The 19,596-nt window shown below is 73.7% G+C and carries 11 protein-coding genes; 3 read left to right on the top strand and 8 right to left on the bottom strand.

Features of this window, described 5'->3' with window-relative positions; translation table 11 throughout:
• Nucleotides 1-136: 136 nt before the first annotated feature.
• Both ABIE39_RS18130 and ABIE39_RS18125 read right to left on the bottom strand, forming a co-directional pair.
• A complete protein-coding gene (locus ABIE39_RS18130; protein WP_003792170.1) occupies nt 137-235 on the bottom strand; it encodes a 30S ribosomal protein bS22 in 99 nt (32 codons plus the stop codon).
• A gap of 185 nt (nt 236-420) precedes the next feature.
• Entirely contained in the window at nt 421-1,647 is a 1,227-nt protein-coding gene (locus tag ABIE39_RS18125; RefSeq protein WP_074808774.1) for an acetoin utilization protein AcuC, read from the bottom strand.
• A 200-nt stretch (nt 1,648-1,847) separates the two neighbouring features.
• Here ABIE39_RS18125 and ABIE39_RS18120 point away from each other — a divergent pair, with 200 nt between their 5' ends.
• Nucleotides 1,848-3,224, top strand: coding sequence for a potassium transporter TrkG (locus ABIE39_RS18120; protein WP_175007735.1), 1,377 nt, complete (start codon nt 1,848-1,850; stop codon nt 3,222-3,224).
• A gap of 172 nt (nt 3,225-3,396) precedes the next feature.
• Complete coding sequence (locus ABIE39_RS18115) at nt 3,397-4,101, top strand: potassium channel family protein (protein WP_074809337.1); 705 nt, start codon at nt 3,397-3,399, stop codon at nt 4,099-4,101.
• Nucleotides 4,102-4,208: 107 nt separating this feature from the next.
• Here the strand turns inward: ABIE39_RS18115 and ABIE39_RS18110 are convergent, their stop codons facing one another.
• Nucleotides 4,209-4,835, bottom strand: a complete 627-nt coding sequence (locus ABIE39_RS18110) for an ArsR/SmtB family transcription factor (RefSeq protein ID WP_354052931.1) — start codon at nt 4,833-4,835, stop codon at nt 4,209-4,211.
• A 77-nt stretch (nt 4,836-4,912) separates the two neighbouring features.
• Between ABIE39_RS18110 and ABIE39_RS18105 the strand changes: the two genes are divergently transcribed.
• Nucleotides 4,913-6,238, top strand: a complete 1,326-nt coding sequence (locus ABIE39_RS18105; protein ID WP_209827063.1) for an MFS transporter — start codon at nt 4,913-4,915, stop codon at nt 6,236-6,238.
• An 81-nt stretch (nt 6,239-6,319) separates the two neighbouring features.
• Here ABIE39_RS18105 and ABIE39_RS18100 read toward each other — a convergent pair whose 3' ends face one another.
• The 5 genes from ABIE39_RS18100 to ABIE39_RS18080 form a co-directional block, all read right to left on the bottom strand.
• Entirely contained in the window at nt 6,320-7,015 is a 696-nt protein-coding gene (locus tag ABIE39_RS18100) for a hypothetical protein (RefSeq protein ID WP_175007733.1), read from the bottom strand.
• Nucleotides 7,016-7,292: 277 nt separating this feature from the next.
• Nucleotides 7,293-9,302, bottom strand: a complete 2,010-nt coding sequence (locus ABIE39_RS18095; protein ID WP_354052929.1) for an Ig-like domain-containing protein — start codon at nt 9,300-9,302, stop codon at nt 7,293-7,295.
• Nucleotides 9,299-11,548 carry a glycoside hydrolase family 127 protein gene (locus ABIE39_RS18090; RefSeq protein WP_209827062.1) on the bottom strand — a complete coding sequence of 750 codons (2,250 nt, stop codon included), beginning with the start codon at nt 11,546-11,548 and terminating at the stop codon, nt 9,299-9,301. Before ABIE39_RS18090 ends, ABIE39_RS18095 begins: the two co-directional genes overlap by 4 nt.
• Nucleotides 11,549-11,760: 212 nt before the next feature.
• Nucleotides 11,761-14,337, bottom strand: a complete 2,577-nt coding sequence (locus tag ABIE39_RS18085; RefSeq protein WP_354052927.1) for an immunoglobulin-like domain-containing protein — start codon at nt 14,335-14,337, stop codon at nt 11,761-11,763.
• Between the two features lie 123 nt (nt 14,338-14,460).
• Nucleotides 14,461-19,398, bottom strand: coding sequence for a family 43 glycosylhydrolase (locus tag ABIE39_RS18080; protein ID WP_354052925.1), 4,938 nt, complete (start codon nt 19,396-19,398; stop codon nt 14,461-14,463).
• Between the last annotated feature and the right edge of the window lie 198 nt (nt 19,399-19,596).

Here is a 19,596-nt window from a genome sequence, read left to right as displayed (position 1 = left end):
CGCCCGCCGCCCCCCCCCGCCCCCCCCCCCCCCCCGCCGGGGGGGGCGGCCCCCCCCCGGGGCCCCCCCCCGCCCCCCCCCGGGGGGGGCGGCCCCGCCCCCCACGACGGGTCGGCGCGTCAGGACGCGCGCGACGTCACTTCTTGTTGCGACGCTGGTGACGCGTCTTGCGAAGCAGCTTGCGGTGCTTCTTCTTGGCCATGCGCTTGCGGCGCTTCTTGATGACGGAGCCCATACGGTCCTCGCAATGCTCGAGCGGCGTGTCGGTCGGCGACCGGTCGACCGGCCGCGGGTGGTCCACGGTTGATCGGGGCCCCGGCGACCACGAGGGCGCCGCAAGCCGACCAACACGAGAGAAATCCGCCCCCTAGCCTACCCGCTCGCGCCCGTGCCCCGGTACGCGACCGGTCGCCGGGCGTCTCAGTCGAAGTGCGCGTCGAGACCCAGCAGCGGGAAGACGGCCCGACGCGTGGCCGCGACGGCGCGGTCGACGTCGTCGTCCGGGTCGTACCCGCTGCTCCACCGCCGGACCTCGACCTCGGGCCCGAACGCGAGCGGCGCGTCGAACCCGGCGACCTCGGCGACACGCTCGCGCCACGCCGCGGGCAGGGGCACGCCCGCGGTGACGGGCCGGTGCACGACCTCCCCCACGACGGCCGACCACACGAGCGGCACGACGCGCGCGATCGCGTACCCGCCCCCGCCCAGCGCGAGCCACCGCCCGTCGGTCAGCTCGTGCGCGAGCCCGTGCATCCACGTCGTGGCCGTGCGCTGCGCGTCGACGGATACGTCGAGGTCGGACAACGGGTCCTCGCCGTGCGCGTCGCACCCGTGCTGGGTCACGAGCACCTCGGGGCGGAACGCGCGCAGCACGGGCGGCACGACGGCGTCGACCGCGCGCAGCCAGCGGGCGCCGTCGGTGCGGCGCGGGAGCGCGACGTTGACCGCCGTCCCCTCGGCGCCGGGCCCCCCGAGGTCGGTCGGGTGACCCGTCCCGGGGAAGAGCGTCGCGCCGCTCTGGTGGACGGAGACGGTGAGGACGCGCGGGTCGTCCCAGAACGCGTCCTCCACGCCGTCGCCGTGGTGGGCGTCGAGGTCGACGTACGCGACGCGCTCGACGCCGTCGTCGAGCAGGCGCCGGATCGCGACGGCCGCGTCGTTGTAGACGCAGAAGCCCGACGCCGCACCCGCCTTCGCGTGGTGCATGCCGCCCGCGACGTTCACGGCGTGCCGGGTGCGGCCCGCGGCGATCTCGCCCGCCGCCTCGTACGAGCCCGCGACGATCCGCGCGGCCGCCTCGTGCATCCCGGGGAAGACCGGGTCGTCCTCGGTGCCGAGGCCGCGGGCCGGGTCGGGGGTGCCGTGCTCGGACGCCGCGCGCACGGCCGCGACGTAGGCGGGCTCGTGCACGAGCTCGAGCACGTCGTCGGGCGCGGGCTCGGGCCGCACGACCCGCAGGTCCGCGTCGCCGTCGAGCAGGCCGAGGGCGCGCACGAGCCCCATCGTCAGGTCGAGCCGGGCCGGCGCCATGGGGTGGCCCGGGCCGAAGTCGTAGCCGAGGAGCTCGGGGCTCCACACGACGCAGGCTCCGGGCGCCGCAGCCGCCCCGGTCGGGGCGGGCGACGACGTCGGGTCGGTCGTGGGCATGGCTCACGGTAACGCCCGACGGCGCGCCCCCGCCCCACCGACCGCGCGCCGGACCGCGCGGGACCGCCGGTCCGGGCCTCCCGCCGGGCCCCGGTGCGGCGTCCGGGCCCGCGAGCGGGCATGATGTCCCGGCGCCGGAGCGGCGACATGACGGGCCACCGGGCCCGTGGCAGAGTGGCGCGAGTGGTGAGGGAGGCTCCATGCCGACGAGCATGACCGGGCGCCTGTTCAGGGGGCGGGAGATCGTCGACCGCCTCGCCCGGCAGTCGCCCGCCCGGCTCGCCGTCACCGTGTTCGCCGCCGTCATCGCCGTCTTCACCGCCCTGCTCATGGCGCCCTGGGCGACGGCGAGCGGCCGGTCCGCGCCGTTCGTCGACGCGTTCTTCACCGCCACGTCGGCCGTGTGCGTCACCGGTCTCGTCGTGGTCCCCACCGGGACCTACTGGTCGGGGTACGGGCAGGTCGTCATCCTGCTCGGCATCAAGATCGGCGGCCTCGGCGTCATGACGCTCGCGTCGATCCTCGGCATGGCCGTGTCCCGGCGCATCGGCCTCACGCAGAAGCTCCTCACGGCGTCGGAGACGAAGACGACGCGGCTCGGCGAGGTCGGCTCGCTCGTGCGGGTCGTCATCATCACGTCGACCTCGCTCGAGCTCCTCATCGCGCTGCTCCTGCTGCCGCGGTTCGTCGTGCTGGAGGAGACGTTCGGCGAGGCCGCGTGGCACGGCATCTTCTACGGCATCTCCGCCTTCAACAACGCGGGGTTCATCCCGACGGAGCACGGGCTCGCCCCGTACGTCGGCGACTGGATGCTGTGCCTGCCGATCATCCTCGGCGTGTTCATCGGGTCGCTCGGCTTCCCCGTGATCCTCAACGTCATGCGCAACCGCCGCCGCGCCTCCAAGTGGAGCCTGCACACCAAGCTCACGCTCACGACGAGCGCGGCGCTCGTCGTCGTGGGGACGGTGCTCTTCGCCGCCGTCGAGTGGGGGAACCAGCGGACCCTCGGGCCCCTCGGGCTCGGCGAGAAGCTCCTCGCGTCGCTCTTCGCGGGCGTCATGCCGCGCTCCGGAGGCTTCTCGACCGTGGACACCGGCGGCATGCACGAGGCGAGCTGGCTCATCACCGACGCGCTGATGTTCGTGGGCGGCGGCTCGGCGTCGACCGCGGGCGGCATCAAGGTCACGACGCTCGCCGTCATGCTCATCGCCATCGTGTCCGAGGCGCGCGGCGACCGGGACATGGAGGCGTTCGGGCGCCGCATCCCGCGCGACACCCTCCGGCTCGCGGTCGCGGTGTCGTTCGTCGGCGCGACGGCGGTGCTCCTGTCGAGCCTGCTCCTGCTGGAGATCACCGGCGAGACGCTCGACGTCATCCTCTTCGAGACCATCTCGGCGTTCGCGACCGTCGGCCTGTCGACCGGCATCACGCCCGAGCTGCCCGACGCCGGGAAGTACGTCCTCATCGCGCTCATGTTCGTGGGCCGCACCGGCACCATGACGTTCGCCGCCGCGCTCGCGCTGCGCGACCGCCGCCGCATCGTGCGCTACCCCGAGGAGCGCCCCATCATCGGGTGAGCGCCCCCGCCCGGCGGTGCGACCGCCGTCGGGCCGGACGCCCCGCACGAGACCTGACCGACACGACAGACACCGCACCACCGGACCGACGAGAGGCCCCATCGTGACCGACCCGTTCACCCGCGCCGCCGACGGGAAGGAAGGCGTGCCCGCCGACCCCGTCGCGCAGCGCATCGTCGAGCGCGGCCGCGCGGAGCGCGCGCGCCGGGACGAGGCGAAGGCCCCGCGCAAGGACGCGGGCGTCCTCGTCATCGGCCTCGGCCGCTTCGGGACGGCGATCGCCGCGACGCTCGACCGACTCGGCCAGGACGTGCTCGCCGTCGAGCGCGACCCCGACCTCGTCGCCCAGTGGAGCGGGCAGCTCCCGCTCGTCGAGGCGGACGCCTCCAACCCCGTCGCGCTCGAGCAGCTCGGCGCGCGCGACTTCCCCGTCGCGGTCGTGGGTGTCGGCACGTCGCTCGAGGCGAGCGTGCTCATCACCGGCAACCTCGTCGACATGGGCACGCCCCAGATCTGGGCCAAGGCGATCTCGGCGGAGCACGGGCGCATCCTCCAGCGCATCGGCGCGCACCACGTCGTGTTCCCCGAGGCCGACGCCGGGTCGCGCGTCGCGCACCTCGTCTCCGGGAAGCTGCTCGACTACATCGAGGTCGAGGACGGCTTCACGATCGTCAAGATGCGCCCGCCGAAGGAGGTGCAGGGGTTCACGCTCGCGCAGTCGAAGGTGCGCGAGCGGTACGGGGTCACCGTGATCGGGGTGAAGTCGCCCGGCGAGGACTTCCTCTACGCGACGCCGGAGACCCGGATCAGCGCGAACGACCTGCTCATCGTGTCGGGTCACGCCGATCTCCTGGAGCGGTTCGCCGCTCGGCCCTGAGGGCCGGGTCGGTGGGGTCGGGTTCACAGCCCGCGGGGGTCGGGTCGGGTTCGCCGCCCGCGAGGTCGGGTCCGCGGTGGGGTCGGACCGACGTCGGCCGGCCGCGGTCAGGACGGCCGACGGTCAGGGCGGCCGGAGGTGCCGGCGGCGGGCGGTTCCGTCGGCGGGCGGTGCAGGACGAAGAGGCCTCGGTGGAGGGGGCGGTCCTGGCGGTCCGCGTCGGTCGCGACGTACTCGTCGAGCACGGCGAGGATGCGCCGGTCGAGCTCCGTGACGTCGTCGTCGGAGAGGTGCAGGTAGAACGCGGCTGAGGTCGTGACGGCGTCGGGCCCGGCGGCCAGGGCGTCGTCGAGCGCGGCGGCGACGGGACCGAACTGCACGCCGGGCGCGGCGTCGCGCAGCGGGTCGTCGAGCCACCACGTGGCGCCCGTGGCGCGGTAGGGGCGCTCGAGCGCGCCGCCCGCACCCGTGCGGACCTCGGCGGGCTCGAGCAGCCCGGCGCGCACGAGCAGCCGGACGTGGTGCAGGGCCGTGCCCGGCGGGACGCCGAGGTGGTCGGCGAGCTCCTTGTTCGTCATCTCGCGCGTGCCGCACTGCCGCACGATGCGCTGGCGCAGCGGGTGCGCGAGCGCCTTCGCCTCGAGCGCGGTGGGCGGACGACGACTCGGCATGGCGGCCGCACGCGGACCGGGGGCGCGCCCCGGCGCGGGCTCCGGCGTGGGCTCGACGGTCATGGAGACATCGTACGGACCGCCAATCGAGATCGCTCGATCGATTGGGATTTCTCGATCACTGTGCCATGCTGGGCGCCATGGCCTCTCGACCCGGGCGCCGACGCCCCGCCGTCGCACCGTTGGGTGCGCCGTTCCGGCGCCTGTGGGTCGCGTCCGCCGTCTCGAACCTCGCCGACGGGGTGCTCAAGGTCGCGCTCCCTCTCGTCGCGGTCCGCTACACCGAGTCGCCGGCGCTCGTCGCCGGGCTCACGTTCGCTCTCACGCTCCCGTGGCTGCTGTTCACGCTGCCCGCGGGTGCGCTCGCCGACCGACTCGACCGGCGGCTCGCGATGGTCGGCGCGAACGTGGCGCGCGCGGTGCTCGTGGCCGCGCTCGCGGCCGTCGCGCTCGTGCCCGACGCCGGGAGCATCGCCGTGCTGTACGTCGTCGCGTTCGGCGTCGGCGTCACCGAGACGCTGTACGACACCTCGGCGCAGTCGATCCTCCCGCAGGTCGTGCCGCGCACCGCGCTCCCCCGGGCCAACGGGCGCCTCTACGCGGCGGAGCTCACGACGAACCAGTTCGTGGGGCCGCCCCTGGGCGGGCTGCTCGTGGCGGCGGGCGCCGCCCTCGCGTTCGGTGTCCCCGGTGCGCTGTGGGCGCTCGCCGCAGTGATGCTGCTCGGGCTGCCCGGCACGTACCGGACGGTGCGCACGACCCGGACCACGCTGCGTGCCGACGTCGCCGAGGGCCTGCGGTTCCTGTGGCACGACCGCATCCTGCGCACCCTCGCGATGATGGTCGGCGGCATCAACTTCGCGAGCAACGCCGCGTTCGCGGTGTTCGTGCTCTACGCGGTCGGCCCCGACTCACCCCTGGGCCTGTCGGAGCCGGCGTACGGCGTGCTCCTCACCGCGACGGCGGTCGGGGCGTTCGCGGGGTCGTTCGTCGCCGAGCGCGTCGTCGGGACGCTCGGGCGCGCACGCTCCCTCACGCTGACGACCCTCGGGACGGTGGCCTTCGTCGGCGTCCCCGCGGTCACGACGAACGCGTGGGTGATCGGCGCCGTCTCCGCCGTCGGCGGTGCCGGGATCGCCGTGTGGAACGTCGTGACGCTCTCCCTGCGGCAGCGCATCACGCCCGACGCCCTGCTCGGCCGGCTCAACGCGTGCTACCGGCTCCTCGCGTGGGGGACGCTGCCCCTGGGCGCCGCCGTCGGCGGCCTGCTCGGCGAGCTCTTCGGGCTGCGCACGGTGTTCGTGGTCATGGCGGCGGTGTCCGGCGCGACGCTGCTGGGGATGCTCGTCGTGGACGACCGGGCGATGGACGCCGCGGAGGCTGCCGCGGACGCGCGCGACGCCGAGACGCCTCCGGCCGACGCCCCTCGGCGGGAGGCCGAGGCGGAGCCGCACCCCGAGGGGTGAGCCCGCGGCCGTGCCGCGGGTGCGGGCGGGGTGCGGGTGCGGCCCGCGGGTGAGCCGGGGGCCGGGCCACCGGGCGCAGGGTCAGGCCGCGCCGCCCCTGCCCGCCCGACGGCGCAGCGCCGCCCCGGTGAGGACCGCCGCCCCGGCCAGCGCCGCGACGAGGCCCAGGCCCGTTCCCGTCGTCGCCAGGCCCGGCCGCGAGGAACCCGGGCCGCCGCCCGCCGCCGACCCGCCGGAGCCACCCTCTCCCCCGGCCCCGGGCGGCGTCGTCGTCCCGGGCTCGTGCGGCTCGCCCGGTGCGGCGAGCACGAGGAACGGCTCGGACAGCACGTCCGCACCGCCCCCCACCGGGACGAGGCGCACGTGGTGCTCGCCCGGGGTGGTGCCGGCGGGGATCGTCGCGACGAAGAGGAACACCCCGTCGGCGTCCGTCGTGACGGTGCCGAGGAGCACCGGATCGCTCTCGAGCCAGACCTCGTAGGTGGTGGACGGCGCGAGGCCGGTCCCGCGGAGCTCGAGCCTCCCGCCGACGACGAGCGGCCCGGAGCCGACGACGGCCACGCGCGGCACCGTCGACACGTCGCGCTCGGTGATCTCGACGCTGACGCGCACGCCGTCGGCAGGGTCGGGGACCGAGGTGGCGACCGTCGCGGGCAGGGCGGTCGGGGCCGTGGCGGGAGACACGACGGACGTCGTCGCCGCGGCCGTGCCGGCGGGCACGGCGAGCGACCCGGCGAGCACGAGGGCGGCGAGCAGCCTGCGGGTGGTCGTCGTCACGCGGGGAACCTCTTCGTCCGGCCCGGGGCGGGCACCGCTGGGTCGCCCCCGAACCCGACTGGACGGGTGTCCAGTTCAAGGACATCCTGCCATCCTGGACGCCTGAACTGAACACCCGTCCAGTTTGTTCACCCGTGGGTCGTGCCGCCGTCGCAGGGCAGGACGGCTCGGCCCCCGCCGCTCCGGGGAGCGACGGGGGCCGAGCCGGACCCGGGCGGTGCCGGCACACCACCCGGGGGCCTGTGGTCGCCCGTCCTGCCGGGACCGGGCGTGCGGGTCAGCCGCAGTCGAGCGCGTCGAACGGCACGTCGACCGTGGCGGTCACCTCCTCGCCGTCGACCGTGGCGGCCGCGGTCGCGGACGCCGTCCCGGCAGGGGCGGACGTCGCTCGCACCGCGAACGACTGGTACGCGTTCGTGCCGGGCGCCACGTCCGCGAACGCCTTCTCCCCGTACGACGTCGCGAGGGTCACCGCGACCGGGACGTCCTCGCCGTTCGTCGCACGGACGGCCACATACACCCTGCCCGCCAGGCAGCGGGGCGTGGCCTCGACCACGAGGTCGAGCTCGGGCTCGCCGCCGAGGGCGGGCAGCACGACCTGCTGCCGCGCTTCCTCGTTGCCTGCGGCGTCCGTCGCGGCGAACTCGATGACCTGCGGCTCGTCGGTGAGCGCGCGCGTGAACGGCTCGGTGTAGGTGCCCCAGAACGTGCCGGGACCCTCCCACTGCACCTTGTCCACGCCCGAGCCCGCGTCCGTGGCGGCCAGCGTGATCTCGACGCTGCTGCCGACCTCGCGCAGCGTCGCGACCGTCACGGGCGCGACGCTGTCGACGCGGAGCTCGCGCGAACCCGTCCCGACGTTGCCGGCGGCGTCCGTCGCGCGCGCCTCGACCGTGCGCACGCCGTCCTCGTCGACCGCGAACGGGCCGTCGTACGGTGCCCATGCGCCGCCGTCGACCGAGACCTCGACCGCCGGGGCAGGGTCGCGGTTGTCGGAGGCCACGACCGTGACGGTCGGGTGCTGGACGTACCAGCCCGACGTCGCCGGGCCGGGCTGGGCGATCACGGTCACGGTGGGCGGGGTCGTGTCCTCGCCGGTGTCGGGCGCGACGACGAACACGACGGCCTCGGCCGGCACGTCCGTCCCCGCGACGTCGCCGTCGACGAAGAACAGCCGGTCGGGCTCGGCGTACTCCGCGGGGTCGACGGCGTCCCACGTCACCGGGATGCGGCTGTCCTTCGACGCGTCCTCGTACTCGGCCGTGACGGTCGCCGGGAGCGCCGGGGCGGTGCCCGCGAGCGTCACGACGCTCACGTTGTCCACCGTGATGACCTCCCCCGGCTCGCCGTCGCGCACGTGCACAGTGCCGCTCACCGGCTCGACGAGCTCGTCCGACGTCCCGCTGACCTCGAACGCCCCCGCCGCGGCGACGTCCTCGGCCGTGACGTCCTCCCAGTCGACCGCGACCGTCTCGACACGACCGTCGGTGAAGATCGCGTCGATCTCGGCCGGGAGGTCGGGCAGGACACCGACGTCCGTGGGGATGTGGACGGGCGAGTGGTCGATCGGCCCGTTCGGGTCGACCGGCTCGGGCTCCTCGACGCCGCCCGTGCCCCAGACCTCCCACTCGGAGACCCCGACGGCCGAGTACGTCGTCGCCGTGGTGCCCCGCAGCGCGTCGAACGTCGCGCGCAGGCGCGTCGTCGTCACCGCGTCGAAGGTCGTCTCGTTGCTCTCGAGACGCTGTGTCGGGTAGCCGCTCGGGTTCGGGACGTCGACGAACGCGCCGGCGTCGGCGTCCCAGTACTGGAGCGTCCACGACGCCGGGACGCGCACGTTGTCGCCGTTCGCGTCGGTGCCGTCCGACCAGAACCGGACGACGGAACGGTCCACCGTGACCGGCGCGGGCCAGGAGTACTCGAGCCACTGCGTCGCGGGGCGGTCCCCGCTCCACGTCGCCCACGTCGCGTCGTGCGCTCCCCCGGTGCTGACGCCCGCGCCGTCGTTCACGGCCTCGACCTTGTTCCACGACGCGGTGTAGCTCGCCTCGGGCGTGCCGATCAGCGCGACGTTCGACGGCGCCTCGTCGGCCGCCGCGGTCAGCCCCTCGGTCCCCGGACCGCCGACCGCGGCCCACGCCCCGACCCCCGCGCCCGTGAGGGCCAGGGCGAGCGCGGTCGCGGTGGCGACCACGCGCCGTCGGGCACGCGGTGCCGCCGGCCGGTCCCCGAGCGGGATGAGCACGGTCGAGCCCGCACCCCTCGATGAGTTGGTGCGTGCGCTCATGCCAGCCTCGCCTTCCCTGCCGTGACCAGGACCTTCTGACCGTCGCGGCGGCTCAGGAGGCCGTCCGCGGTGAACTGCTCGACCGTGCGCTGGACCTTCTGGAGGAACGCGGCGCGGTCGGCGAAGCCGCCGTCGCCCCACACGACGTCGAGGAACGTCGTCCCGTTCGGCCGCGCGGCGTTGGTGACGCCGCTGTCGAGCCCGGCGAAGACCACGCGCGGCTCGGAGCGCTCGACGTACATGTGGTACTGCGTGTCGTCGCCCGACCATGCGGGCTCGAACGTGAGGTCCCCGAGGCGGAAGTACCCGTTCCCGAGGTCGGTGAACGCGCCGTCGAGCGTGCCGTCGAGGCCCGTGTGCGCGTAGAGGGAGAGCTTGAGGTACTCGCGCGACGCGCTGCGCGCGAGCAGGACCGTCGGCCCGTGCTCGATGCTCTGGATCGCAGGGTTGTCGATCGTCGGCACCGCGCGGATGCTCAGCGGCATCGTCACGTCCACCACGTCGCCCGGCGACCACGAGCGCGACACGCTCACGTACGTCCCGGGCACCGCCTCGAGGTCCTGCTCGACGCCGTTGACCGCGACGGTGAAGCCCTTGCGCACCCAGCCCGGCACGCGCAGGCGCAGGTCGAGCCGCCCGGAGCCGTTCACCGTGAGGCGCGTCGCACCCACCTTCGGGTACTGCGTCTCCTGGACGACCTCGAAGCCCTTCTCCTCCCACGTCAGGGTGGAGGCGAGGTAGAGGTTGACGTACAGCACCTCGCCGTCGACCGAGCGGAAGTAGACCGAGTCGCGGTACTTCACGTGGTTCTCGAGCCCGGTTCCGCCGCAGCACGTGCCCGTGTTGCCGTACTCGCGGCGCGTGCCCGGGTTGACGCCGTACATGTACGTGACGTCGGGGCTCGTCGCCGACTGCGTGCTCTTCTTCGAGCCGACGATGTGGTTGAGCAGCCCGCGCTCGTAGTACTCCATGTACTTCGGGTCGAGCGAGTGGAAGTACAGCAGCCGCGAGAGCTTGAGCATGTTGTAGGTGCCGCACGTCTCGGCGTTGCGTGCGCCGATGTCGCCCGCGACCGTGCTCGGCGGGCCGAACAGCTCGCCCTCGCCGTGCCCGCCGTGGGCGTACGTGCGCCCGGGCACGACCATGCCCCAGAAGCCCTCCACGGCCTGGCGGTACCGCTCCTCGCCCGTGAGGTCGTACACCTTGAGGTAGCCCGGGAACTGCGGGATGTGCTGGTTCGCGTGCTTGCCGTTGAGCGTGTCCGTGACGGCGGCGCTCGCGTCGACGAGCGTGTTGAGGTCGAAGAGCCTGGCCGTGGCGACGTAGGTGTCGTCGCCCGTGATCGAGGCGATGTCCGCCAGGCTCTCGTTCATCCCGCCGTACTCGCCGGCGATGTAGATGCCCCACATGCGGTCGAGCTGCGCCTGCGGCAGCCCGGACAGGCGGCTGTGGACCCACGCCGCCATGGAGGTCGCGATCTCGAGCGCCTGATCGCTGCCCGCGAGGCGGTAGGCCTCGAGGAGCCCCGCCAGGATCTTGTGGCACGTGTAGTACGGCGCCCAGATCTCACCGTACGGCGCGTACTTCTCGAGCTGGCTGAACTGCCACTCGCCGTAGGCCGCGAGGAACCCGGGGTGGCTGAACCGGCCCATGGCCGCGAGCGCCGTCTGGACCTCGCCGAGTCCCTCGACGATCTGGTCGACCTTGTCGCGGAACACGGTCTCGCCCGTGCTCGCGAACGCGAGGGCCACCATCGACAGGAAGTGCCCGCCGTAGTGGCCGCGCAGGAGGTTCGCCGTCTGGGTGCTCGCGCGGCCGGGGTAGTCGTCGGGGCCCCACGGCTGCTCGTTGGCGTGGCCGAACCCCTCCCACCCGCCGGGCGCGGAGGCGCCCTTCGTGTCGAGCCCGGCGTTGCGCCGGAACACCGCGAGGACGCGGTCGACCGGGTACTGCCGCGCGAGGTGCAGGATCTGGTCCTGGGACCGCGTCGCGACGCTCGGCGCGAGCGTCACGTCGGCCATCGGGAAGGGCTCGGCGGCCCAGCCGTCGAGCGCGACGGACCGGTCGAGGGACCGGCGGACGGCCCGGCCGACCGCCGGGCCGGCGGGGACGGGCAGGACGGGCGCGGTGGGCGCCGCGAGGGCGCTGCCGCCGCCCGCGAGCGCGACGGCGCCGGTCGCCCCGGCGGCCAGCACCCCGAGCCGCAGGACGGCCCGGCGCGAATACCTGGAGTCGTGCACGTGCATGAGCTGTCGCTCCTTCTCACTCGTCGTCGAGTGGTGGAAGCGCCGTCGGCGGCAAGGAGGGAAGCCCCGCGTCCGACGCTCGTGCTGATTCCGCCCGGCCGCCTCGTCGCCGAGGCAGAGCTCTGGTCCGTCGAGGTAGGGGCGTGGTCGTGACCACGCCCCTCCCTCGCGGTGCCTCGCCTCTCCCTGGGCGGGGTGCGACCTCGCGGGTGTCAGGCGCAGTCGAGCTCGTCGACCTGCGCCTCACGCGTGGTGGTCACCTCCTTCCCGTCGAGGGTCGCGACGCCGGTCACCGTGACGGTCCCGGCCGGGACAGCCGTCGCGCGGGCGGCGAACGACTGGTACGCGTTCCTGCCCGGCGCCACGTCGGCGACGGTCTTCTCGCCGTACGGCGTCCTGAGCGTCAGCGTGACGGGGACGTCCTCGCCGTTCGTCGCGCGGACCGCGACGTACGCCTTGCCCGCCAGGCAGCGCGGCGTCACCTCGACCGCGAGGTCGAGCTCGGGCGCCGGCGGCTGCTCGCCGTACGCCGCGAGGAGCGCGGCGTGCTCGGCGGCCGTGATCGGCAGGACCGTGCCGTGACGCGGGCTGCTCGGCAGGTGGGCGTCGACGGACGTCCACACGCCCGAGTCGAGGTCGGTGGACTCCAGCGGCAGGTAGCCCTGGCCTCCGTGGTAGCTCGGCTGGTCGACGAAGAGGTACCACTTCTCCTCGGTGTTCGACTTGAAGACCGTCGGCCCCTCGCCCGCGGTGAGCGTGCCGCCCCACGGGTTGGGCTGGCCGTAGCCGATCTTCTCGGCGACGAGGTCCCAGTCGGTCGAGCGCAGGTCCGTCGACTTCTCGAGGCGCGGGATCATGTACGCCTCGTCCTTGGTGAACCGGTAGTACGTGCCGTCGTGCTCGACGATCGACGAGTCGATCATACCCAGCCCGTTGCCGCGCTTCTCGTCGATCCACACCTGCGGCTCGGAGAACGTCACGAAGTCGCGCGTCGTGGCGTACATCATGCGCTGGTAGGAGTCGGCGATGCGGCGGCCGTCGGTCGACGTCGTCGGGTAGAGCGCCGAGGCCCAGTAGACGATGTACTCGCCGCGCTGCGCGTCCCAGAACGCCTCGGGCGCCCACGTGTTGCCCGCGTACGCGCTCGACACGGTGACCATGCGCTGGTCGGACCAGTGCACGAGGTCGGTCGACTCCCAGATCATCAGCGCGCGCGACCCGCGCTCCTGCGCGTTGCCGAAGTTGTTGCCGCCGTAGATGCGCAGGTCGGTCGCGAGGAGGAAGAACCGGTCGCCCTCGGGCGAGCGGATGATGAACGGGTCGCGCAGGCCCTTCTCGCCGAGCGTCGACGTGAGCACGGGCTCGCCGTCGTTGAGCTCGACCCAGTCGAGCGGGTCGTTCCCGTTGCTCGCGCTGAAGTACACCGACTCGCCGTCCGCGGTGCTCTCCCCCTCGAAGTACGGGAAGAAGTAGCCCTCGTAGTCGGCCGCGGCCGGCAGCGGGCGGACCGTCGCGTCGTAGGTGTGCGTCGCGGTCGCGCCGTCCTTCGTCGCCGTGACGGTGAGCCGCACGACGGCGGCCGGCTCGCCGTGGGCGGGCCGCGTCACCTCGCCCGTGGCCGAGACGGTCGCGGGGTCGGAGCTCTCCCACGTGAGGGCGGAGCCGTTGGCCCCCTCGGCGGGCAGCGTGAGGTTGCCGCGCACGTCGTCGAGGTGCGGCACGACGACGTGGCTCGCGTCCCACGCCACGGCCTCGGCGGGAGCGAGGTGCGCGAGGACGGTGACCTCGAACTGGGCGGTGCGCGCGACCGCGCCGCGCGTGACGAGCGCGGTGAGCGTCACGGTCGCGTCGTCCTCGCCCGCAGCGGGCCGCGTGACCTTCCCCGTGGCGCCGACGACGCCCGCGTCCGACGACGTCCACGTGACGAGCGAGCCCTGCGCGCCCGTGGTGGGCAGCACGAGGTCCGCGGTGACGGCGCTCGTGTCGCCGAGGTCGAGCGCGGCGAGGTCGGCGTCCGCGGCGGCCGCGGAGGTCCGGGCCGCGAGCTCGGCCGCCTCGGCCGGGCTCAGCGCACGGTCGTAGAGGCGGAAGTCGCGCACCTGGCCCTTGAGGTAGCGGTCGCCGGAGTAGAGCGAGCGGCCGACGTAGTTCGCGGTCGTCTGCCCGCCGCCGATCTGGCCCGGGTCGGTCGTGACGTTCGTGGCCTGCTTGACCTGCACGCCGTCCTCGTAGAGCGTCGCCGTCGTGCCGGTGAGCGTGTAGGTGAGGGTCTTCCAGACGCCGCGCTGGAGGTTGGCGCCCTTGGTCACGGTCTGCTCGGTCGACCAGCTCCCCGTCGCGATCGACGTGCGGTACGCGTTGCCGGTCGTGAACAGGTACCCGTTGCCGTTCGACCCGCTCGTGTTCCCGAGCCCGTACACGAAGTACGGCGTGCCCTGGTCCTGGCTCACGAGCACGTCGAGGCTCACGGTGACGTCCGTGAGGCCGGCGAGCAGGTGGTCGGGCAGGTCGACGTAGTCGTCGGTCCCGTCGAGGTTCGTGCCGTCCGCCGTCGCGGTGCCGCCCACCACGGTCGCCGGGCCGAACGTCGAGCCCTCGGCACGGTTCGCCGTCGTGCCGCCGGTCGTGCTCGCGGCGTCGAGCGGGTACCAGGCGACGAGCCCGTCGTCGGTGGGCCCGCCGACGTCTGCGGCCGCGGGTGCGGCGACCGCGGCGGCGAGCGTGGAGACGGCGAGCGCCCCCACCAGCCCGGCGGCGAGCGCCGAGCGTGCTCGGTGTATGGAAATCATGTCGTCCTCTCCTCGTCGAGATGCAGGTCGTGTCGCGAGGTAGAGCCCCGGTCCCGCGAGGTAGAGGCGTGGTCGTGACCACGCCTCTACCTCGGCTCACCGGGGCTCTACCTCGGGGGATCGTCAGCCGCAGGGGTGGGCGTCGTAGGCGACGTCGTAGGGCGTGGTGACCGGGGTGCCGTCGAGCACGGCCGTGCCGGTGACCGTCACGGTGCCCGCCGGGACCGACGTCGCCCTCGTCGCGAACGACTGGTAGGCGTTCGCGCCCGGGGCGACGCCCGCGAACGTCCTCGTGCCGTACGGGGTCGTGAGCGTGACGTCGGCGGGCACGTCGCCCGCGTTCGTCGCCCGCACCGCGACGTAGACCTTGCCCGCGAGGCACCGCGGGGTGGCCTCGACGGTCAGCTCGACCCGGGGTGCGGGTGCGACGTCGACCGGGTCCACGCTCTCGAGCGTCGGCACGACCTTCTGGATGAGGCCGTCGGCGCCGAACGTGAGGCGGTCGATCGTCGTCTCGCGGTTCGTCCCGTTGCCGCCAGGGATGGCGAACCGGTGGTACGCGATGTACCACTCGTCCGTGCCCTCGACGTTGAGGATCGAGCTGTGCCCGGTCCCGAGGATGCCCTGCGAGGCGTCCTTCTCGAGGATCACGCCGCGGTACGTCCACGGGCCGTCGATGCTGTCCGACGTCGCGTAGCCGACGCGGTAGTTCTCCGAGCCCGTGTCGTCGATCGAGTACGTGAGGTGGTAGACGCCGTCCCGGTAGTTGAGGAACAGGCCCTCGCGGAAGTCGGTCAGGCCGGGGATGCGCCGCAGCGTGTCCTGCTTGATCGACGTCATGTCGTCGTCCAGCTCCGCCATGACCGGGCCGTTCGACGGCCCGCCGTTGCCCCACAGCAGCCAGTACTTCCCGGTCTCCGGGTCGCGGAACGCGGCCGGGTCGATGGCCTGGCCGGACGTGACCGCCTCGCCGTTCGTGATCATCGCCGTCGGCTGCGCGGTGAACGGTCCCTCGGGGCTGTCGGCCACCGCGACGCCGATCGTCTTGCGGTCGTACCTCGGGTTGTGGCCGGAGAAGTAGAACCAGTACTTCCCGTCCCGCTCGATGATCGTCGGCGCCCACGCGTTGCCGGTCGCCCACGGGACGTTCCCGTTCGCGCCGTCGAGCGTGAGGAACGGCTGCTCCGAGCGCTCCCACGTCACGAGGTCGGTGGACTTCCAGACGTAGAAGTCCTTGCCGCCCCAGCCCGGCGTGCCGTCGGTCGTGGCGTAGAGGTAGAACGTGTCGCCGAACTGCGCGATGTTCGGGTCGGCGTACGTCCCGGGGAGCACGGGGCTGCCCATCTGCTTCGCCTGGACCGTCCACGTGCGCGAGGACCCGTCCGGCCCGCTCACCGTGTACTCCACGGGCTGCGTGAGGTCCTGCACCGAGCCGTTCCCGGGCGTGACGGTCGCGCGCGGCGAGACCGTGAGGACCGGCGCGAGCGCTGAGACGTCCGTCCCCGGCTCGACGGCGAGCGTCACGGTCGAGCTCGCCCCGTCGACGATCGCGGGGACCTTGAGCGCGTCGAGCTCGGCGCCCGTGACGGCAGTGTGGTCGGCCCCGACCTGGTAGACCTCGTCGGCGGTGAGCGCGCGGTCGTAGATCCGGAAGTCGCGCACCGAGCCCTTGAGGTAGCGGTCGCCCGAGTACAGCGAGCGGCCGATGTAGTTGGCGAGCGTCGAGCCGTTCCCGATGTCCTTCGGGTCGATGGTGACGCCGGTCTGGCGACCCACCTCGACGCCGTCCTCGTAGAGCACGGCCGTCGTGCCGGACAGCGTGTACGTGAGGTGCTTCCACACCCCGCGCTGGAGGTTGGCGTTCTTGGTGACGGTCTGCTCGGTGGTCCAGTTCCCCGTCGCGATCGACGTGCGGTACGCGTTGCCCGTGGTGAAGAGGTACCCGTCGCCCGCCGTGCCGCTCGTGTTGCCGAGACCGTAGACGAAGTACGGCGTCGCCTGGTCCGTCGCGACCTTGACGTCGAGCGCGACCGTGACGTCGGTGAGCCCGGCGAGCAGGTGGTCGGGCAGGTCGACGTAGTCGTCCGTCCCGTCGAGCCGGACGCCCTCCCCGGTGCCGGAGAAGGCCGCGCCGTTGGTCAGCGTCGCCGGGCCGAACGACGACCCGGGCGCGGTGTTCGCCGCCGCCGTGCCGCTCGTCTCGTCGAACGCGTACCGCACGACGAGCCCCGGCACGTCGGCCGTCACCTCGACCGCCACGTACGCGGTGTGCGACCCGTCGGCCGTCGTCGCCGTGACGAGCGCGTGGCCCTCGCCGACGCCCGTGACGACGCCGTCGGCCGAGACCGTGGCGACGTCCGCGTCGTCCGACGCCCACGTGATCGCGCGCGCCGTCGCGTTGGCCGGCGTGACGGTCGCGGTGAGCTGCCGCGTCCCGCCGACGCCCACCTCGAGCGACTCGGGGGTGACGCTCAGGCCCTCGACCGGGACGACGTCGTCGGTCACCGTGACGACCGCGCGGGCGCGCACGCTCACGCCGCCGCCGAGCGTGCCGGCGACCTCGAACGAGCCGGCCTGCGCGTACGACGCCGGGTCGACCGCGTCCCACGTGACGTCCGCCGACCCGGTGGACCCGTCCGCGAAGCGGGCCGTGACGGCCGCCGGGAGCACCGGCGCGGAGCCGGTCTGGACGGTCACGGCGACGTCCTCGACGGACTCGACGAACGCGTCCGGCTGGTACGTGCGCAGCAGGCGGTCGTACTCGGCCTGCGTCACGGGGAGCACCGTGCCGTGGCGCGGGCGCGACGGCATCTCGTAGTCGGTGGACATGGTCCACTCGGCCGCGTCGAGCGAGGTCGACTCGAACGGCACGTAGCCGCGGCCGCCGAACTCGTCGATGAAGAGGTACCACTTCTCCTCGGTGTTCGACTTGAAGATCGTCGGGCCCTCGCCCTGGTTGATCCCGCCGCCGAGCGAGTTCGCCTTGCCGATGCAGTCGGTGATGAAGTCGTAGTCCGTCGAGCGCAGCTCGGCCGCCTTCTCGGCCAGGATGAACTTGGAGCACGGCGTGGACGACGTGTTGTTCCGCTCGTCCTTGGTGAAGCGGTAGTACTGGCCGTCGTGCTGCGTGACGGTCGAGTCGATGACCGAGTAGCCCGGGTCGACCCACACCTGCGCCTCGCTGAACGTCACGAAGTCGCGCGTCGTGGCGTACATCATCCGGTTGTAGGTGTTGCCGGTGTGGCCCGGGTCGTCCTCCGCGTAGAGCTTCGAGGCCCAGAACACGACGTACGCGCCGATCGTCTCGTCGTAGTACGCCTCCGGTGCCCACGTGTTGCCCGCGGTGTCGGGCGAGACCTGCACGAGGCGCTGGTCGGTCCAGCTCACGAGGTCCGTGGACTCCCACACCATGATCGACTTCGAGCCCGTGCGCTGGGACGCGTCCCAGTTCCCGTTGCCGTAGATCTTGAGGTCGGTGGCGATCTGGTAGAACTTGTCGCCCTCGGGCGACCGGATGATGAACGGGTCCCGCAGGCCCTTCTCCCCCAGCTCCGACGTGAGGACGGGCTGGTTGTCGTTGAGGTTCTGGTACTTCAGCGGGTCGTTGCCCTGGCTGAGCCCGAAGTAGACCTGCTCGCCCGTGGCGGTGCCCTCGCCCACGAAGTAGGAGAACAGGTAGCCCGCGAGGTCCTCCTGCTCGGGCAGCGGCGGGACGTGCGCCGCGAGCTCGCGCGTGGCGGTGGCCGCGCCGACCGTCACCGTCGCGGTGAGGGTCACGGTCTCGGCGTCCTCGCCGTGCGCCGGGCGCGTCACCTCGCCCGTCGGGGCGATCGTGCCCGACGACGACTCCCACGTCACGCTCGCGCCGTGCAGCCCCGTGGTGGGCAGCGTGAGGTTGCCGCGCACGTCGTCGAGGTTCGTCACCTCGAGCGCGGCGGCCGCGGCGTCGGCCTTGGCCTGGTCGCCGTCGCCGGGCAGGACCGTGACGTCGAACGTCCGGGTCTCGGTCGCGCCGCGGAGCGTCACCGTGGCGGTGAGCGTCGCGGTCGCGGTCGCGTCGCCCGCGGGGCGCGTGACCGCGCCGCTCGCCGAGACGACGCCCTCGTCGGAGCTCGACCACGCGACGGCGGAGCCGCCGACGCCCTTCGCCGGGAGCGTGAGGTCCGTGGCGACGGCGCTCGTGTCGCCGAGGTCGAGCGCGGCGGCGTCGGCCGCGACGGCGTCCTGCGCGGCGTCCGACGCGAGGTCGGCGACCTCCTGCGCGGTGAGCGCGCGGTCGTAGAGCCGGAAGTCCTTCATGCGGCCCTTGAAGAGGTTGTCGGCCGCGTAGGCGGACTTCCCGAGCGCGTTCGCGGTCGTCGTGCCGCCACCGATCGCGCCGGGCGTGATCGTCACCGCGGTGTTCTGCCCGACCTGCGCGCCGTCCTCGTACAGGCGCGCCGTGCCGCCCGCGAGCGTGTAGGTGACGGTCTTCCAGACGCCGCGCTGGAGCGCGCCCGCGGGAGCCTTGGCCGTGTTCTGCTCGCGCCCCCACGCGAGGTCGGAGATCGTCGCGCGGTAGTTCGCGTTGCCCGTCGAGAACAGGTAGCCGTTCCCGGACTGCGGGGTCCCGACCGCCGGGTTGCCGAGGGTGTAGAAGAAGTAGTTGCCGCTCAGCGACGTGTCGACCCACACGTCGGCGCTCACCGTGACCGCGTCGTAGCCGGCCAGGAGGTCGTCGGGCAGGTCCACGTGGTTCGCGCCGCCGAACGTCAGGCCCTGGCCCGCGCGCCACCCGCCCCCCGAGCCGACGAGCGTCGCGTCGAGACCGTGACCCGACGCGTCGTGCGCGACGGTGCCCTCGGTCTCGTCGAGCGGGAGCCAGAGCCGCAGACCGTCCGCGGTCGGCTCGGCCGCAGCGGGGACCGGTGCGGGCGCCGCGGGCATCGGGCCGGCGGCCGCCGCGCCCACGGGCGCGAGCGGGGCGACGAGCGCGAGGCCGAGCAGCGCCGCGAGCGAGCGGCGTCGGCGGCGGGCGCGGGGCTCCGCGGGCGTCGGGGGTGGTTCGTGGCGTGAGGTCATCGGTGACTCCTCGTCGTCGTGCCCGGCGTCGGCGCCGGTCGCGGGTCCGCCGTCGGACGCGCGTGTGAACGCTAACATGTGAGCGCAAACATGCCTAGGGACCCTCGGGTCGACAACGATGTCGAAAACGGGGGGCGACGCCCCCGGACGCCGACGGCGGCCCGCACCACCGGGTGTGGTGCGGGCCGCCGTCGGTCG

It is taken from the genome of Cellulosimicrobium sp. 4261 (assembly GCF_040546915.1).
Lineage (GTDB): Bacteria > Actinomycetota > Actinomycetes > Actinomycetales > Cellulomonadaceae > Cellulosimicrobium > Cellulosimicrobium cinnabarinum.
Note: the sequence above shows the minus strand (reverse complement) of the source record. Positions and strands in the feature narration are given on the sequence as shown.

What these genes read in the sequence shown, in the direction of transcription:
- ABIE39_RS18130 (WP_003792170.1), bottom strand. Translation starts at nt 235, where the DNA reads ATGGGCTCCGTCATCAAGAAGCGCCGCAAGCGCATGGCCAAGAAGAAG.
- ABIE39_RS18125 (WP_074808774.1), bottom strand. Translation starts at nt 1,647, where the DNA reads ATGCCCACGACCGACCCGACGTCGTCGCCCGCCCCGACCGGGGCGGCT.
- ABIE39_RS18120 (WP_175007735.1), top strand. Translation starts at nt 1,848, where the DNA reads ATGCCGACGAGCATGACCGGGCGCCTGTTCAGGGGGCGGGAGATCGTC.
- ABIE39_RS18110 (WP_354052931.1), bottom strand. Translation starts at nt 4,835, where the DNA reads ATGACCGTCGAGCCCACGCCGGAGCCCGCGCCGGGGCGCGCCCCCGGT.
- ABIE39_RS18105 (WP_209827063.1), top strand. Translation starts at nt 4,913, where the DNA reads ATGGCCTCTCGACCCGGGCGCCGACGCCCCGCCGTCGCACCGTTGGGT.
- ABIE39_RS18095 (WP_354052929.1), bottom strand. Translation starts at nt 9,302, where the DNA reads ATGAGCGCACGCACCAACTCATCGAGGGGTGCGGGCTCGACCGTGCTC.
- ABIE39_RS18090 (WP_209827062.1), bottom strand. Translation starts at nt 11,548, where the DNA reads ATGCACGTGCACGACTCCAGGTATTCGCGCCGGGCCGTCCTGCGGCTC.
- ABIE39_RS18085 (WP_354052927.1), bottom strand. Translation starts at nt 14,337, where the DNA reads ATGATTTCCATACACCGAGCACGCTCGGCGCTCGCCGCCGGGCTGGTG.
- ABIE39_RS18080 (WP_354052925.1), bottom strand. Translation starts at nt 19,398, where the DNA reads ATGACCTCACGCCACGAACCACCCCCGACGCCCGCGGAGCCCCGCGCC.